A 15,098-nucleotide genomic window follows, 5' to 3' on the forward strand; every position below is an offset into this window, starting at 1 on the left:
TCGCGCCGGCCCGCGGTTCGGGCACCCGCACGGAGCGGGACGCGCGTCGGCCCCCGCGGTTTCCCACGGGGGCCGACGCGCGTTCCTGCGGCTAGGGCTCTTCGCGCTGCTTGCGCAGCTTGGTCAGCGCCTCTTGGAGGATCGCCTCTCCGTCCGCGTCGGAGCGGCGCTCCTTCACGTACGCCAAGTGCGTCTTGTACGGCTCGTTGCGTGGAGGAGCAGGCGGGGCCTGCTCGTCCCGACCCGCCGGCAAACCGCACCGCGGACAGTCCCAGTTCTCCGGGATCTCCGCTTCGACCGCGAACGACGGACGCGACTCGTGCCCGTTGGCGCACCAGTAAGAGACCCGACGTCGGGGCGCGGACTCGCCGCGCTCCGACTCGCCCATCGGGCCTGCGCCGACGCGGGTACCGCGAATCGCGTTACCACCAGCCATCGACCCTCACACCCCCACCACGTGGTTATCCCTGTAGTCAGTTGACCTTGAGCATCAGCCCGATGCCGACGATGGCGATGACCCAGATCGCGCCGACGAACAACGTCAGGCGGTCCAGGTTCTTCTCCACCACGCTCGAACCGGACAGGCTCGACTGCATGCCGCCGCCGAACAACGAGGACAGACCGCCGCCACGCCCGCGGTGCAGCAGCACCAGCAGGATCAGCAACAGGCTGGCGACGATCAACAGGATCTGAAGGAACAGGATCATTTCATCCTCGCTGTCAGGCAGGTGACGCCACAGAGTACCCGGTCGACTGCCGACCGTGGACCACAGTGGTGGCAGGGCTGTTCAACACATCAGGGTAGAGGTCCACCGGCCGCGAGGGCACACAGCTTCGTGAACTCGTCCGAGTCCAGGCTCGCACCGCCGACCAGAGCGCCGTCGACGTCCTTCTGCGCGACCAGCTCACCGATGTTGCCGGACTTCACCGAACCGCCGTAGAGCACGCGGACGACCGACGCCACGTCCTCGCCGTGCAGCTCCGCGAGCTTCGCCCGCAGCGCCGCGCACACCTCCTGCGCGTCGGCCGACGACGCCACCTTGCCGGTGCCGATCGCCCACACGGGCTCGTAGGCGACGACGACGTTCTTCACCTGTTCGGCGGACAGGCCCGCGAGGCCCGCCACCAGCTGGTCCGCGCAGTGCTCGACGTGCCCGCCCGCCTCCCGGACGTCGACCCGCTCGCCCAGGCAGAAGATCGGGGTGACGCCGTGCTTGAGCGCGGCCTTGACCTTCTTGTTGACGGTGGCGTCGTCCTCGTGGTGGTACTCGCGCCGCTCGGAGTGCCCCACGGTCACGTAGGAGCAGCCGAGCTTGGCCAGCATCGGGCCCGACACGTCACCGGTGTACGCGCCCGAGTCGTGCGGCGACAGGTCCTGCGCGCCGTACTTGAGCAGCAGCTTGTCGCCGTCCACCAGGGTCTGGATGGACCGGATGTCGACGAACGGCGGCAGGACCGCCACCTCGACCTTCTTGAGGTACTTCTCCGGCAGCGCGAACGCGATCCGCTGCACCAGGGCGATGGCCTCGAGGTGGTTGAGGTTCATCTTCCAGTTGCCGGCGATGAGGGTTTGGCGTGGCACTAGTCCTCCAGAACCGAGACGCCGGGCAGTTCCTTGCCCTCCAAGAACTCCAGGGACGCGCCGCCGCCGGTCGAGATGTGCGAGAACCCGTCCTCGGGCAGGCCGAGGGCGCGCACGGCCGCCGCGGAGTCGCCGCCGCCGACCACGGTGAAGGCGTCGCTCTTGACGAGCGCCTCCGCGACGGCGCGGGTGCCGCCCGCGAACGCCTCGAACTCGAACACGCCCATCGGGCCGTTCCAGAACACGGTCTTCGCGTCGGCGAGCTTCGCGGCGAACAGCTCGCGCGACTCCGGGCCGATGTCGAGGCCCTGGCGGTCGGCCGGGATCGCCGACGCGGGCACCACCTCGTAGTCGGCGTCGGGCGCGAAATCGGTCGCGGCGAGCACGTCGACCGGGAGCACCAGCTCCACGCCGCGCTCCCGCGCCTGCGCGAGGAAGCCCGCGACCTGCTCCAACTGGTCCTCCTGGAGCAGCGAGCGGCCCACCTCGTGGCCCTGCGCCTTGAGGAACGTGTACGCCATGCCGCCGCCGACCAGCAGCCGGTCGACCCTGGTCAGCAGGTTCGCGATGACGCCGAGCTTGTCGGACACCTTCGCGCCGCCGAGCACCACCACGTACGGGCGCGAGTCCGCGGCGTCGTCGCCGGGGGTCAGCTTGTGCAGCACCTCGACCTCGGCGAGCACCAGGCCGCCCGCGTAGTGCGGCAGCTTCTTCGCCACGTCGTACACCGACGCCTGCTTGCGGTGCACGACGCCGAAGCCGTCGGACACGAACGCGTCCGCCTTCGCGGCCAGCTCGTCGGCCAGCGCGGCGCGCTCGGCGTCGTCCTTGCTGGTCTCGCGCGGGTCGAAGCGGATGTTCTCCAGCAGCACCGCGGTGCCGTCGCCGCCGGCCTCCTCGCCCAGCACCACGTCCTGGCCGAGCAGCTCGCCGAGCCGCTTCGCGACCGGGGCGAGGGACAGCGCCGGGTCGGGCGCGCCCTTGGGGCGGCCCAGGTGGGCGGCGACGAGGACGCGCGCGCCCGCGTCGACCAACGCCTTGATGGTCGGCACCGACGCCCGGACGCGGCCGTCGTCGGTGATCTTGTCTCCGTCGAGGGGGACGTTCAGGTCGGCGCGCACCAGCACGCGCCGACCCGACACACCCTCGGCGATCAGGTCGCTGAGAGTCTTCACAACCGGTCTTTCCGCTCGGTGGCCGCGCTGGTCAGAGCTTGCTGGCGACCAGGTTCACCAGGTCGGCGAGGCGGTTGGAGTAGCCCCACTCGTTGTCGTACCAGCCGACGACCTTCACCTGGTTGCCGATGACCTTGGTCAGCGGCGCGTCGTAGATGCACGACGCCGGGTCGGTCACGATGTCGCTGGACACGATCGGGTCCTCGTTGTAGCGGAGGTAGCCCTTCAGCGCGCCCTCGGCCGCGGCCTTGTAGGCGGCGTTGACCTCTTCGACGGTGGTCTCCCGGCCGACGGTCACGGTCAGGTCGGTGGCCGAGCCGGTCGGGACCGGCACGCGCAGCGCGTAGCCGTCAAGCTTGCCCTTCAGGTCGGGCAGGACCAGGCCGATCGCCTTGGCCGCGCCGGTGCTGGTGGGCACGATGTTCAGCGCGGCGGCGCGGGCGCGGCGCAGGTCCTTGTGCGGCGCGTCCTGGAGGTTCTGGTCCTGCGTGTACGCGTGGATGGTGGTCATCAGACCACGCTCGACGGTGAACGCGTCGTGCAGCACCTTGGCCAGCGGGGCCAGGCAGTTCGTGGTGCACGAGGCGTTGGAGATCACCGTCTGCGAGCCGTCGTACCGGTCGTCGTTCGCGCCCAGCACCACGGTCAGGTCCTCGCCCTTGGCGGGCGCCGAGATGATGACCTTCTTCGCGCCGCCCTCGTCCACGTGCTTGCGCGCGGCGGCGGCGTCGGTGAAGAAACCGGTCGACTCGACCACGACGTCGACGCCGAGGTCCTTCCAGGGCAGCTTGCCCGGGTCGCGCTCGGCGAGGGCCTTGATGGTCTTGCCGTCGACCTCGATGCCCTCGTCGTTCACCTTCACGTCGTTCGGCAGCCGCCCGAGGATGCTGTCGTACTTGAGCAGGTGTGCCATCGTCTTGACGTCACCGAGGTCGTTGAAGGCGACGATCTCGATGTCGTGCCCGCTGGCCTGAACGGCGCGCCAGAAGTTGCGACCGATGCGGCCGAAACCATTGACACCTACGCGAACCGTCACGGTGAGTCTCCTCGATGCTCGACTGGCGATGTGCGCCAGGGTGCGTGCGGATCGGCTGCGAGCAGCCGCGATCCCAGCCTATCCCGCGCACTGCGCCCCTGGTCACGTGGATCACCAGGATCTCTTTATCGAACAAGAAAATCCAGCGTTACCAAGCGGTAACAACCACATCCGGTAACGCGCCGGACCGCGGGCTAGACCTCGGCCTCCAGCATCTCCGCGGTGACCGCCGACTCGGTGTCCGGCATACCCAGCTCCTTGGCGCGCTTGTCGGCCATCGCGAGCAGCCGCCGGATGCGGCCCGCCACCGCGTCCTTGGTCATCTGCGGGTCGGACAGCTGGCCCAGCTCCTCCAGCGACGCCTGCCGGTGCGCCAGGCGCAGCTCGCCCGCCGCCGCCAGGTGGTCCGGCGCCTCCGGCCCGAGGATCTCCAACGCCCGCCGCACGCGGGCCGCCGCCGCGACCGCCGCCCGCGCCGAGCGCCGCAGGTTCGCGTCGTCGAAGTTCGCCAGCCGGTTCGCCGTGGCACGCACCTCGCGCCGCATCCGGCGCTCCTCCCACGCCAGCACGCCGTCGTGCGCGCCCAGCCTGGTCAGCATCGCGCCGATCGCGTCGCCGTCCCGGATCACCACCCGCTCCGCGCCGCGCACCTCCCGCGACTTCGCGCCGATGCCCATCCGCCGCGCCGCGCCGACCAGCGCCAGCGCCGCCTCGGGGCCGGGGCAGGTCACCTCCATCGACGACGACCGGCCGGGCTCGGTCAGCGAGCCGTGCGCGAGGAACGCGCCGCGCCACGCCGCCTCCGCGTCGCACACCCCGCCGGACACCACCGGCGCGGGCAGGCCGCGCACCGGGCGGCCCCGCGGGTCGAGCAGGCCGGTCTGCCTGGCCAGGCCCTCGCCGTCCTTCACCACCCGCACCACGAACCGGGTGCCCTTGCGCAGCCCGCTGGAGGTGATGGTGAAGACGTCCGACTGGTGGCCGTACAGCTCGTGGATCTCCCGCCGCAGCCGCCGGGCGGTCGACCCGAGGTCCAGCTCCGCCTCCACGACGACCCGCCCGCCGACGATGTGCAGGCCGCCCGCGAAGCGCAGCAGCGACGCGACCTCCGCCCGGCGGCAGCAGGTCTTGGAGACGGCCAGCCTGCTCAGCTCGTCCTTGACCGCCGACGTCATCGCCACGGCTCATCGCCTCCCCTGGTCTCGCGTTGTTCCTGGAGCGTTGTACTTGACGACACCTCGGGCTCCGCAGGCAGGCCGTCCAACGCGTGGCGGATGCCCGTCGCGAGGGCCACCGGGTCGTGGCGGTCCGGCGAGCCCGCCAACGCCACCGGCCACAGGTGCGCCGTGGCCCCGAGAGCTGCGGCGGCGCGCCGCAGGCGGTCCGGCACCGGCACCGCGTCCGCGTCCGCGATCACCGCGTCCACCCGCAGCGTCGGCGCGTGCGCGCACAGCACGTCCAGGTGCAGCTCCGGCGAGAAGCCGGCGGTTTCCCCCGGTTGGGGGACGAGGTTCAGCACGACCACCTTCTTCGCCGACGTCCGGGTCAACGCCTCGTGCAGCTCCGGCACCAGCAGGTGCGGCAGCACGCTGGTGAACCAGGAGCCCGGCCCGAGCAGCACCACGTCCGCGCCCAGCACGGCGTCCACGGCCTCCGCGCAGCCGCGCGGCGGCTCCCCCGCGCCACCCGGCCCGTGCAGCCGGATGCGCTGCACGCGGCCCGGCGTGGTGGCCACCGCCACCTGGCCCCGGATGCGCCGCACCACGTCGGCGTCGTCGTCCAGGCCGGTCACGTCGGCCTCGATCTCCAGCGGCTCGGCGCACATCGGCAGCACGCGGCCCCGCACGCCGAGCAGCCTGCCCGCCTCGCGCAGCACCGCGACCGGGTCGCCCAGCCGCTCCAGCAGGCCCGCCAGCACCAGGTTGCCCACGGCGTGCCCGGCCAGCGCGCCGGTGCCGCCGAACCGGTGCTGGAACAGCTCCGCCCACAACGCGCCCGAGCCGTCGTGGTCGGCCAGCGCCACCATCGCCTTGCGCAGGTCGCCGGGCGGCAGCAGGCCCAGCTCGCGGCGCAGCCGCCCGGACGACCCGCCGTCGTCGGCGACCGTCACCACCGCCGTCACGTCGTCGGTGAGGCGGCGCAACGCGGTGAGCGTGACGTGCAGCCCGCGCCCACCGCCCAGGGCCACCGCCCGCGGACCGGGACCCCGCCCGCTCACTCGCGTCCCAGGTCCCGGTGCACGACCTTCACGGCCATCCCGTCCTCGGCGGCCAGCCGCGACGCCAGCTCCTCGGAGATGGCGACGCTGCGGTGCTTGCCGCCGGTGCAGCCCACGGCCAGCGTGAGGTACCGCTTGCCCTCCCGCCGGTAGCCGGCCCCGATCAGCCGCAGCAGCTCGTGGTAGCGGTCCAGGAACTCCTCGGCCCCCTCCTGGGTGAGCACGTAGTTGCGCACGTCGCCGTCCAGGCCGGTCTGCTCGCGCAGCTCCGGTATCCAGAACGGGTTCGGCAGGAACCGCACGTCCATGACCAGGTCGGAGTCCATCGGCAGGCCGTACTTGTAGCCGAAGGACAGCACGGTGACCCTGGTCCGGGTCGCCGACTCGCTGCCGAACGTGTCCTCGATCTTGGCCCGGAGCTGGTGCACCGACAGCGCGGAGGTGTCCAGCACCAGGTCGGCCTCCTCGCGCAGCGGCGTGAGCAGCACGCGCTCGGCCTCGATGCCGTCCGCGAGCCGCCCGTCCGCCTGGAGCGGGTGGCCGCGGCGCACCGACTCGAACCGCCGGATCAGCACGTCGTCGGTGGCCTCCAGGAACAACACCTTCGGCTTGTAGCCGCGGGCGTCCAGGTCCTTGATGACCGCCGCCAGGTCGTCGGTGAACGCCCGGCTGCGCACGTCCATCACGACGGCGACCCGGGTGATGGCGCCACGCGCCTGCGCGCCCAGCTCCACCATGGTCGCGATCAGCTCCGGCGGCAGGTTGTCCACCACGAACCAGCCCAGGTCCTCCAGGCACTTCGCGGCGGTGCTGCGGCCCGCGCCGGACAGGCCCGTGACCACGGCGACCTCGATGCCGGACTTCTCGCCGGCCTGTGCGCTCACTTTGGCTCCCCTTCGGTACCCGCCGCGCTCAACGTCGCGTGCACGGCCTCCGCGGTGCGCCTGCCCACACCAGGCACCCCGCTGATCTCCTCGACGCTCGCCGCGCGCAGTTTCCGCAGCGAGCCGAAATGCTTGAGCAGCGCGGCCTTGCGCGCCTGCCCCAGGCCCGGCACGTCGTCCAGTGCCGAGGTCGTCATCCGCTTGGACCGCTTCTGCCGGTGGTAGGCGATGGCGAACCGGTGCGCCTCGTCGCGCACCCGCTGCAACAGGTAGAGCGCCTCGCTGGTGCGCGGCAGGATCACCGGGTCCGGCTCGCCGGGCACCCACACCTCCTCCAGCCGCTTGGCCAGGCCGACCACCGCCACGTCGGTGATGCCCAGCTCGGCCAGCACGTCCGCCGCGGCCTGCGCCTGGGGCGCGCCGCCGTCCACGACCAGCAGGTTCGGCGCGTACGCGAACCGGCGCGGCCGACCGGTCTCCGGGTCGATGCCCGGCAGCGGGCCGTCCGCCTCCCGCGCGGTCTCCTTCAGGTACGCCTGGAACCGCCGGCGCACCACCTCCGCGATCGAGCCGACGTCGCCCTGCTCCGCGCCCTCGCGGACGGCGAACCGCCGGTACTCGGACTTGCGCGCGAGCCCGTCCTCGAACACCACCAGCGACGCCACCACGTCCGTGCCCTGGACGTGGCTGATGTCGGTGCACTCGATGCGCAGCGGCGCGGTGTCCAGGCCCAGCGCCTCCTGGAGTTCCTGCAACGCCGCCGACCGGGCCGTCAGGTCGCCCGCGCGACGCAGCTTGTGCTGCTGGAACGCCTCCTTGGCGTTGCGCTCGACGGTCTCCATGAGGGCGCGCTTGTCGCCGCGCTGCGGCACCCGCAACGCGACCCGGCCGCCACGCAGGCCGGTCAGCCAGTTCTCCACGGCCGCCACGTCGTCGGGCAGCTCGGGCACCAGCACCTCGCGCGGCACCGGGGCCGCCGCCACGCCACTGGCGCGTGCCGACTCCGCCTGCTCGCCGTAGAACTGGGTGACGAACTGGTCCACCAGCGCCGCGACGCCGGTCTCCTCGACCTTGTCCACGACCCAGCCGCGCTGGCCGCGGACCCGGCCGCCGCGCACGTGGAACACCTGGACGGAGACCTCCAGCTCGTCCTGCGCGAACGCCACCACGTCGGCGTCGGTGCCGTCGCCGAGCACCACGGCCTGCTTCTCCAGCGCCCGCTTGAGGGCCGCCTGGTCGTCACGCAGCCGGGCCGCCCGCTCGAACTCCAGCTCCTCCGCGGCGGCGGTCATCTCCCGCTCCAGCCGCCGCACCATCGCGTCGGTCCGGCCCGCGAGGAAGTCGCAGAAGTCGTCCACGATCACGCGGTGCTCCTCGGCGGTGACCCGCCCGACGCACGGCGCGGAGCACTTGTCGATGTAGCCGAGCAGGCACGGGCGGCCGATCTGGCCGTGCCGCTTGAACACGCCCGCCGAGCAGGTGCGCGCGGGGAACACCCGCAGCAGCAGGTCGAGCGTCTCCCGGATGGCCCACGCGTGGGCGTACGGCCCGAAGTAGCGGACGCCCTTGCGGCGCGGGCCCCGGTACACGTGCAGGCGCGGGAACTCCTCGTTCAACGTCACGGCGAGCACCGGGTAGGTCTTGTCGTCCCGGTAGCGGACGTTGAACCGGGGGTCGAACTCCTTGATCCAGTTGTACTCCAGCTGGAGCGCCTCGACCTCGGTGCCGACCACCGTCCACTCGACGGCGGCCGCGGTGGTCACCATCTGGCGGGTGCGCGGGTGCAGCCCGGCGACGTCGGCGAAGTACGAGTTCAGCCGCTGACGCAGGCTCTTGGCCTTGCCGACGTAGACGACGCGGCCCGTCGCGTCGCGGAACTTGTACACGCCGGGTGCTTCGGGGATGGTGCCTGTCGCGGGGCGATAGGTCGACGGATCGGCCACCCGACAAGCCTACGTGCGGCCACCGACAACCGGACGACCACCTGACGGCCGGCTCACCGCGCGAGAACCACCCGGTCGCCCCGCACCGCCACGTCCACCGGCTTCAGCCCGGTGGGCGTCGGCCCGGCCAGCTTCTCCCCGTCCGACGCGCGGAACCGGCTGCCGTGCGCCGGGCAGTTGATCACACCGTCGACGGGCGGGGCGACCGTCGTGCCCGCGTGCGGGCACACGGCGTCGAACGCGCGCACCTCGTTGCCGGACCGGGTCACGACCAGCGGTTTCCCGTTCGCCTGGACGACGACACCGCCGCCGTCGGGCACGTCCGCCAACGCGACGAGGGCGTCGTTCCCCGACTGGGTGGTCCCGGGCTGAGCGGTTTCGGACGGGGTGGTGGTCGAGCCGCACGCCGCGAGCCCGCCGGGCACGGCCAGCGCGACGAGCACGCCGCACAGCACGGCGCGCCGGGACGGGCGGTCGCCCGGGTGGTCGGTGGTGTGCAAACCGGTCCTCCGCGTGGTCGGGGCGGTGGTGGGTTCCACGACACCACGGCCGGCCCGGTTCGACATCTCGAACAGCGGGAACCTGTCGATGTCGACAGCACTCAGCCCAGCAGCACGTCCTGGCCGGAGACCCGCACGGGCACCTCGGTGAGCCCGCTCGGCGACGGGCCGGACAGCACCGCGCCGGACGTCGGGTCGAAGGTGCTGCGGTGCGTGGGGCAGGTGATCACACCCGCCGCCGGCGGGTTGACGACGGTGCCCTGGTGGGGGCACGCCGGGTTGAACGCGCGCACGGCGGCGTCGGCGCCGTCGCCGCGCACCAGCAGCAACTGCCCGTCACCGGGCATGTCCACCAGCGCGCCGGACCCGGCGGGCACGTCGGCCAGCGCCGCGATCCGGTCGCCGGGCGCGGCCGAGCCCACACCCGGCGTCCGCCGGGGCCCGGTCGAGCCGCACCCGGTCAGGGCGAGCAGTCCGCACAGCAGCAGCGTCCGTCGTTCCACCCGCCCATCCTCGCCTACCGACCCTGGGTGGACGCCGTCCGGGCCAGGGCCAGCACCGCCGTGAACGGCGGGAACCAGTGCCGGGAGTGCGACGGCGGGTTCGCCCAGCGCAGCGAGCCGTACCGGGTCATCGTCGGCGGGAGCGCGATCCGCTGCGGCGAGCGGACGAACTGGACCTCGGGCGGCGCCTTGAGGTGCGTGGGCAGCAGCGCCACCAGCTCGGCGAGGAAGATCCAGTGCTCCCGCGGCCCGGGTATGACGGTGACGGGCCCCGCCAGCATCCGGGCCTTGAGGTCGGCCAGCACCCGCGAGCCGATCCGGGCGGGCATGGCGAGGGCGGTGGTGGCGGGTCCCAGCGGCAGGAAGACGCCCTGCTCGGTGACGGACACCTTCCAGCCGAGCAGGCGGTAACCCGCGACGGCTTCCCCGAGCGCATGGCGGTGCGCGCGGTCGCGTGGTCCGGAACGCGGGCTCGATGTGGCGCCGGCGGTGATGGTCATCAGCGGAAGTCCCTCCCCGGTCGGGTGGAGCGGGCGGGTGCTCGGGCACGGGGGTCGTCCCGATGCAGGCACTCACCGCAGGGTGGGGCGCGCGGGGCCGGACCACCACACCGGCACCGGGTGGGGCCCATGCAGCACGCGCATCAAGCTGACCCGCCGACCGGTCCCGCCACGCCGCCGACAAGCGTCCCCACCCCGTCTTATGCACGGAATGCATGGACTCGCGATTACATGTCGATAGACTGTCGGGCACTCTCAGTGACGGGAGCGGGCCGATGGAGCCGAAAGCTCGTAGAGCAGCCAGTACCAGGCGCGCTTGTCCGTCTTGCGGAGCGCTGATCGCCGCCGACAACACCGACCGGCTGTGCCACCGGTGTCGGCGCAACGCGCGGACCGAGCTGTTCGGCCCACCCGGGGTCGCAGCCGACTTCTGGGACCACGAGTCGATGGTGGCGGCCTTCGCCGACCGCGACATGGGAGCGGTCCTCGCCGCTTACCGCCGCCACCCCCACCACGTCAGTCGCGTCACGCAGGACCGCATGGCGTCCTGGCTGGGGATCAGCCAGGCGCAGCTCTCGCGCTACGAGACCGGTGAGAACCCGATCGACCGCATCGACCGCCTGCGCCACTTCGCGCGGGCGCTCGGCGTCCCCGGCGACCGGTTGTGGTTCGACCGCGTCGGACTCCCAAGCCAGGCGGGCGGCCCCGAGCGGGCCGCACCGCCCGATGTGCTCACCGCGGCGTGGGACGCGGCGAGCATCGCAAGATCGGTCGAGGAGACGGCGAGGAGCGACTTGGCGATCAGCAGACGAGCGGCGCTCACCGGAGCGGCCGCGGTGGCTATGGGTCCCGCCCTGGTCGAACCGCTACAGCGGTGGCTCCACCCCCTCCAGCCCCTGGCCAGGTGGTCGTCCAGCGCGGCGATCGGCGAGGAGGAGCTGGCGGCCTTGCAGCACGTCGCGGACGGGCTGCGCGGGTGGGGCGGACGAGGCGGGTACGGGCTGGCGCGCAAGGCGGTGCTCGGGCAGTTGGAGGAACTGGCCGAGCGGTTGTCACGGGCGCCCGCGGGTCCCACTACGGAGCGGGCCTTCTTCATCGGCGCGGAGCTGTCCAAGGTCGCGGCGAGCATGTCGTGGGACGCGGGGATGCACCACGCGGCCCAGCGCTACTACGTGCTCGGCGTCCGGATGGCCAAGGCGGGCCGGAACGACTCGTTCGCGGCGCTGTGCCTGGCGGCGATGGCGCGGCAGATGTTCGACCTGGGCCGGCCGGAGGACGGGCTGGAGCTGGTGCAGCTCGGCCAGTACGGCACGCGGCGCTCCGCGACGCCCACCCTGGAGGCGCTGCTGCGCACGCGTGAGGCGTGGGCGTACGCGCAGATGGGCCGGGTGCGGGAGTTCCACCGCGCGGTCGGGCAGGCGCAGGACAGCTTCGCGCAACGCAAACCGGGCGCGGAGCCGCGGTGGCTGGACAGCTTCGACGAAGCCGAGCTGGAAGGGGTGATCGGGGCCCGGATGCGCGACCTGGCCGGGCACGACCCGAAACAGGCGCCGAAGGCGGAGAAGCACATCCGCCGCGCGCTGCGGCTGCGCGACCCGGCCAGGGTGCGCAACCGCACGTTCGACGTGATCGGACTGGCCCGGACCCGGATGGTCGCGGGTGAGCCGGAAGAGGCGTGCGGTCTGATCGACGAGGTCCTGCCCACCGCGGCGGGACTGGCCTCGGGGCGGGTGCTGCGCAAGTTGCAGGACTTCGCCGCGGAGGCCGAGCGCCACCGCGACCTGCCGGTGGTCCGGGAGACCCGCGACGCGATCCGCGGTGTTCGGACCGCCTGATGCGCGTGGGGATAACCGGGCACAGCAACCTGGTGCCCGAGTGCGCCGACGCCGTGCGGGAAGCCGTCCGCGCGGTGCTGGTGGCCGAGGCGGCGGGCGGGTCGTCCCTGGTCGGGGTGACCTGCCTGGCGCCCGGCGCGGACCAGCTGTTCGCGCGGGCCGTGCTCGACCTGGGCGGCCGGGTCGAGGCGGTGCTGCCCGCCGCGGACTACCGCGACAAGCTCAAGCCCGAGCGGCGCGCCGAGTACGACGAGCTGCTGGGTGAGGCGGACGTGGTGAGCGTGCTGCCGAACGAGGTGTCCGGCAGGCAGGCGTACGTGATGGCGAACGAGCGGATGCTCGCGTCGGTCGAGCTGCTGATCGCGGTGTGGGACGGCAACCCGCCGGACGGCCGCGGCGGCACGGCGGACGTGGTGGAGACCGCGCGTGCGTCGGGCGTGCCGGTGGTGGTCGTGTGGCCGCCGGGCGCCCGGCGCGGGCGGTAGCCCGGGTCGCCGCACCGGTCGCGGACACCCGCTGTCCGCGACCGGTGCGAGACTCGGCGTCATGCTGGAGACCTCCGCGCGCCTGCTGAAGCTGCTGTCCCTGCTCCAGGTGCGCCGCGACTGGACGGGTCCCGACCTCGCCGCGCGGCTCGGCGTGGACGTGCGGACGGTGCGCCGGGACGTCGACAAGCTGCGCAACCTGGGCTACCCGGTGCACGCCACGCCGGGTGCGGCGGGCGGCTACCAGCTCGGCGCGGGCGCGGAGCTGCCGCCGCTGCTGCTCGACGACGACGAGGCGGTGGCCGTCGCGGTCGGCCTGGGCACCGCCGCCAACGGCACGGTCGCCGGCATCGAGGAGACGTCGGTGCGCGCGCTGGCGAAGCTCGCGCAGGTGCTGCCGTCGCGGCTGCGCAGGCGGGTCGACGCGCTCCAGCGGCACACCGTGGCGCTGACCAGCGCCGCGCCCGCCGTCGACCCGGGCGCGCTGACCGCGATCGCCGGCGCGTGCCGCGACCACCAGCGGCTGCGGTTCCCGTACACCGGGCGGGACGGCGCGACGAAGCGGCACGTGGAGCCGCTGGGCCTGGCCCACACCGGGCGTCGCTGGTACCTGGTGGCGTGGGACGTCGACCGGGCGGACTGGCGCACGTTCCGCGTGGACCGCATCACCGCCGAGCCGACGCTCGGCGGGCGCTTCACGCCCCGTGAACCGCCGTCGGACGACTTGGCGTCCTACGTGTCGCAACAGCTCTCCGTCGCGCCTTACACCTACCGGGCGAAGCTGATCATGCACGCGCCGCTGGAGGTGGTGGAGCAACGCACGTCGCGGACGTCGGCGCACCTGGAGCGCCTGGACGACGACCGGACGCTGCTGACCGCCGGCTCGCCGTCGCTGGCCGAGTTGGTCCTGTGGATCGGCTACGTCGGCGTGGACTTCGACGTGGTGGAACCGCCCGAACTCGCCGAGCACCTGCGCGTGCTCGGCGAGCGGTTCCTGAACGCGGCTAGCTCGGCGGGTACGTCGCCAGGCGGTACGCCGCCGCGCCGATGAGTTCCAGCGACACCTGGAGCCGGTCGACGCTCACGTTGGCCGTGATCGTGTCCTCCGGCGTGTGGTAGAGCGGTTCCAGCTCGTGCGGGCCGCCCTCGCCGCGCCAGCTGAAGTTCGCGGCGGCGATCTTCCGCTCGTGGAACGGGACGTGGTCGCTGCTCCCGCGGGGCACCGGGCCGTGCACGCGCGGGTCGTAGCCGAGCCGCTTCGCCGCCGCGCCGACCTCGCGGGTGGTCGCGTTGTCGCCGCCGTCCACGGACAGCAGCCAGTACGCGGTGGCCGGGCCGTGGCTCGTGGCGACCATGTCGTTCTGGAAGACCCCGGTGATGCGGGCCGCGTCGGCGTCGGCGAGCCCCGCGACGTAGTGGCGCGAGCCCAGCAGCCCCTGCTCCTCCGAGCCCCACAGGGCGAAGCGCAGCGCCCGGTGCGTCGGCAGGTACCGCAGGACGCGTGCCAGCTCCAGCACCAGCGCGGTGCCGCTGCCGTCGTCGTTGGCGCCCGGCGAGCCGGGCACGCTGTCGTAGTGCGCGGTCACCATGACCACGCCGTTGTCCCGGCCGAACGTCCCGGGCCGCTCGGCGAGCACGTTGTACGAGGTCAGCGAGGCGTGGTGGGTGGTGCTCACGGTCAGCTCCGCGGGCCGCCCGGCACGCAGCAGCTCCACGTGCACCTGCGCGACGCCCAGCACCGGCACGGCCACGTTCGCGGTCAGGGTGGGCGAGAACGCGCCGGTCTTGCCGGCGGGCGGCGCGGGCACGCGCCCGATCAGCACCGCCGCCGCGCCACGCGCCGCGGCGTCGTGGACGGCGGTCGACGTGCCGGGCACGTTCACCAGCAGCACCACCCGGCCGGTGAGGTCGGCGGGCAGCGCCGAGCCGTCACCGAGGTCCACCAGCGGCCCGCGCGCGGTGACGCCGAGCGCGCCGAACCGGGACGCGCCCGCCGACCAGCGCCGGCCGTCCGGCAGCTCCAGGGTCGACAGGTACTTGTCGGGCACCGCGAACGGCTGGAGGTCCACCCGGTACCGCAGGTCGCGCAGCACGTCCGCCAGGTAGTCGCGGGCCCGGTGCTCGGACTCGGTGCCGCCGATCCGCGGCCCGATCCGGTCGCTGAGCACCCGCAGGTGCTCCATGGCCCGCCGCGCCCGCACCCGTCCGACCACCGGGTAGTCACCCAGGTGCAGGTCCGGTGGCCGGGACGCGCCCGGCCGCGGTGCCGCCGCCGCCGGGTTCACCCCCAGCGCCACCGCGCCCGCGGCCGCCGCCATGCCCGCCAGCACAGAACGTCTCCGCATGTCCGCCCCCAGGGTCCGCGTGTCGACCACTCGACCGTAGGCCGACCGGGCGACCCGGGGGAAGAGTGCCGTTGGCGGACCACTGCCCGCCA

16 protein-coding genes are annotated in these 15,098 nt (G+C 73.2%); 3 read left to right on the forward strand and 13 right to left on the reverse strand.

Going from position 1 to position 15,098, the window contains the following annotated elements; all coding sequences use genetic code 11:
- Positions 1-91 precede the first annotated feature (91 nt).
- The 12 genes from KZQ38_RS27495 to KZQ38_RS27550 form a co-directional block, all read right to left on the reverse strand.
- The gene (locus tag KZQ38_RS27495) at positions 92-436 is read right to left on the reverse strand and encodes an RNA polymerase-binding protein RbpA (protein WP_219445881.1); all 345 of its coding nucleotides are present in this window, start codon (positions 434-436) and stop codon (positions 92-94) included.
- Between the two features lie 37 nt (positions 437-473).
- Positions 474-707 carry a preprotein translocase subunit SecG gene (gene secG, locus KZQ38_RS27500; RefSeq protein WP_219445882.1) on the reverse strand — a complete coding sequence of 78 codons (234 nt, stop codon included), beginning with the start codon at positions 705-707 and terminating at the stop codon, positions 474-476.
- A gap of 89 nt (positions 708-796) precedes the next feature.
- Positions 797-1,582: a triose-phosphate isomerase gene (tpiA, locus tag KZQ38_RS27505; protein ID WP_219445884.1), complete on the reverse strand. Its 786-nt coding sequence runs from the start codon at positions 1,580-1,582 to the stop codon at positions 797-799.
- Positions 1,582-2,757: a phosphoglycerate kinase gene (locus tag KZQ38_RS27510; RefSeq protein ID WP_219445885.1), complete on the reverse strand. Its 1,176-nt coding sequence runs from the start codon at positions 2,755-2,757 to the stop codon at positions 1,582-1,584. The genes tpiA and KZQ38_RS27510 overlap by 1 nt, the downstream gene beginning before the upstream one ends.
- Before the next feature lie 31 nt (positions 2,758-2,788).
- Positions 2,789-3,793: a type I glyceraldehyde-3-phosphate dehydrogenase gene (gene gap / locus KZQ38_RS27515; RefSeq protein WP_219445887.1), complete on the reverse strand. Its 1,005-nt coding sequence runs from the start codon at positions 3,791-3,793 to the stop codon at positions 2,789-2,791.
- 194 nt (positions 3,794-3,987) lie between these two features.
- Positions 3,988-4,974: a DNA-binding protein WhiA gene (gene whiA, locus KZQ38_RS27520; RefSeq protein ID WP_219445889.1), complete on the reverse strand. Its 987-nt coding sequence runs from the start codon at positions 4,972-4,974 to the stop codon at positions 3,988-3,990.
- Positions 4,965-6,011: a gluconeogenesis factor YvcK family protein gene (locus KZQ38_RS27525; protein ID WP_219445891.1), complete on the reverse strand. Its 1,047-nt coding sequence runs from the start codon at positions 6,009-6,011 to the stop codon at positions 4,965-4,967. The genes whiA and KZQ38_RS27525 overlap by 10 nt, the downstream gene beginning before the upstream one ends.
- Complete coding sequence (gene rapZ / locus KZQ38_RS27530) at positions 6,008-6,865, reverse strand: RNase adapter RapZ (protein WP_372452295.1); 858 nt, start codon at positions 6,863-6,865, stop codon at positions 6,008-6,010. Before rapZ ends, KZQ38_RS27525 begins: the two co-directional genes overlap by 4 nt.
- Positions 6,866-6,891: 26 nt before the next feature.
- A complete protein-coding gene (uvrC, locus tag KZQ38_RS27535) occupies positions 6,892-8,838 on the reverse strand; it encodes an excinuclease ABC subunit UvrC (protein ID WP_219445893.1) in 1,947 nt (648 codons plus the stop codon).
- Between the two features lie 53 nt (positions 8,839-8,891).
- Complete coding sequence (locus tag KZQ38_RS27540) at positions 8,892-9,377, reverse strand: Rieske (2Fe-2S) protein (RefSeq protein WP_308258622.1); 486 nt, start codon at positions 9,375-9,377, stop codon at positions 8,892-8,894.
- A gap of 62 nt (positions 9,378-9,439) precedes the next feature.
- On the reverse strand, positions 9,440-9,841 hold the full coding sequence (locus KZQ38_RS27545; RefSeq protein WP_219445895.1) for a Rieske (2Fe-2S) protein: 402 nt from the start codon (positions 9,839-9,841) through the stop codon (positions 9,440-9,442).
- Positions 9,842-9,855: 14 nt separating this feature from the next.
- Positions 9,856-10,341 (reverse strand): hypothetical protein, encoded by a 486-nt coding sequence (locus KZQ38_RS27550; RefSeq protein WP_219445896.1) that lies wholly within the window; start codon positions 10,339-10,341, stop codon positions 9,856-9,858.
- Positions 10,342-10,787: 446 nt separating this feature from the next.
- Between KZQ38_RS27550 and KZQ38_RS27555 the strand changes: the two genes are divergently transcribed.
- The 3 genes from KZQ38_RS27555 (at position 10,788) to KZQ38_RS27565 (ending at position 13,712) form a co-directional block, all read left to right on the forward strand.
- Positions 10,788-12,176 carry a helix-turn-helix domain-containing protein gene (locus KZQ38_RS27555; RefSeq protein ID WP_257902386.1) on the forward strand — a complete coding sequence of 463 codons (1,389 nt, stop codon included), beginning with the start codon at positions 10,788-10,790 and terminating at the stop codon, positions 12,174-12,176.
- Positions 12,176-12,661 carry a hypothetical protein gene (locus KZQ38_RS27560; protein WP_219445898.1) on the forward strand — a complete coding sequence of 162 codons (486 nt, stop codon included), beginning with the start codon at positions 12,176-12,178 and terminating at the stop codon, positions 12,659-12,661. Before KZQ38_RS27555 ends, KZQ38_RS27560 begins: the two co-directional genes overlap by 1 nt.
- Positions 12,662-12,722: 61 nt before the next feature.
- Positions 12,723-13,712 carry a helix-turn-helix transcriptional regulator gene (locus KZQ38_RS27565; protein WP_219445900.1) on the forward strand — a complete coding sequence of 330 codons (990 nt, stop codon included), beginning with the start codon at positions 12,723-12,725 and terminating at the stop codon, positions 13,710-13,712.
- Here the strand turns inward: KZQ38_RS27565 and KZQ38_RS27570 are convergent.
- Positions 13,666-15,006: a M28 family peptidase gene (locus KZQ38_RS27570; protein ID WP_219445901.1), complete on the reverse strand. Its 1,341-nt coding sequence runs from the start codon at positions 15,004-15,006 to the stop codon at positions 13,666-13,668. The two genes, KZQ38_RS27565 and KZQ38_RS27570, sit on opposite strands and share 47 nt — an antisense overlap.
- Positions 15,007-15,098 lie beyond the last annotated feature (92 nt).

The sequence above is a fragment of the Saccharothrix obliqua genome (genome assembly GCF_019375475.1).
Taxonomy (GTDB): Bacteria; Actinomycetota; Actinomycetes; order Mycobacteriales; family Pseudonocardiaceae; genus Actinosynnema; species Actinosynnema obliqua.

Bases quoted from the DNA above. Each gene is read 5' to 3' on its own strand.
- KZQ38_RS27550 (WP_219445896.1), bottom strand. From the start codon at position 10,341: ATGACCATCACCGCCGGCGCCACATCGAGCCCGCGTTCCGGACCACGC.
- secG (WP_219445882.1), bottom strand. From the start codon at position 707: ATGATCCTGTTCCTTCAGATCCTGTTGATCGTCGCCAGCCTGTTGCTG.
- KZQ38_RS27570 (WP_219445901.1), bottom strand. From the start codon at position 15,006: ATGCGGAGACGTTCTGTGCTGGCGGGCATGGCGGCGGCCGCGGGCGCG.
- KZQ38_RS27555 (WP_257902386.1), top strand. From the start codon at position 10,788: ATGGTGGCGGCCTTCGCCGACCGCGACATGGGAGCGGTCCTCGCCGCT.
- KZQ38_RS27565 (WP_219445900.1), top strand. From the start codon at position 12,723: ATGCTGGAGACCTCCGCGCGCCTGCTGAAGCTGCTGTCCCTGCTCCAG.
- KZQ38_RS27560 (WP_219445898.1), top strand. From the start codon at position 12,176: ATGCGCGTGGGGATAACCGGGCACAGCAACCTGGTGCCCGAGTGCGCC.
- KZQ38_RS27495 (WP_219445881.1), bottom strand. From the start codon at position 436: ATGGCTGGTGGTAACGCGATTCGCGGTACCCGCGTCGGCGCAGGCCCG.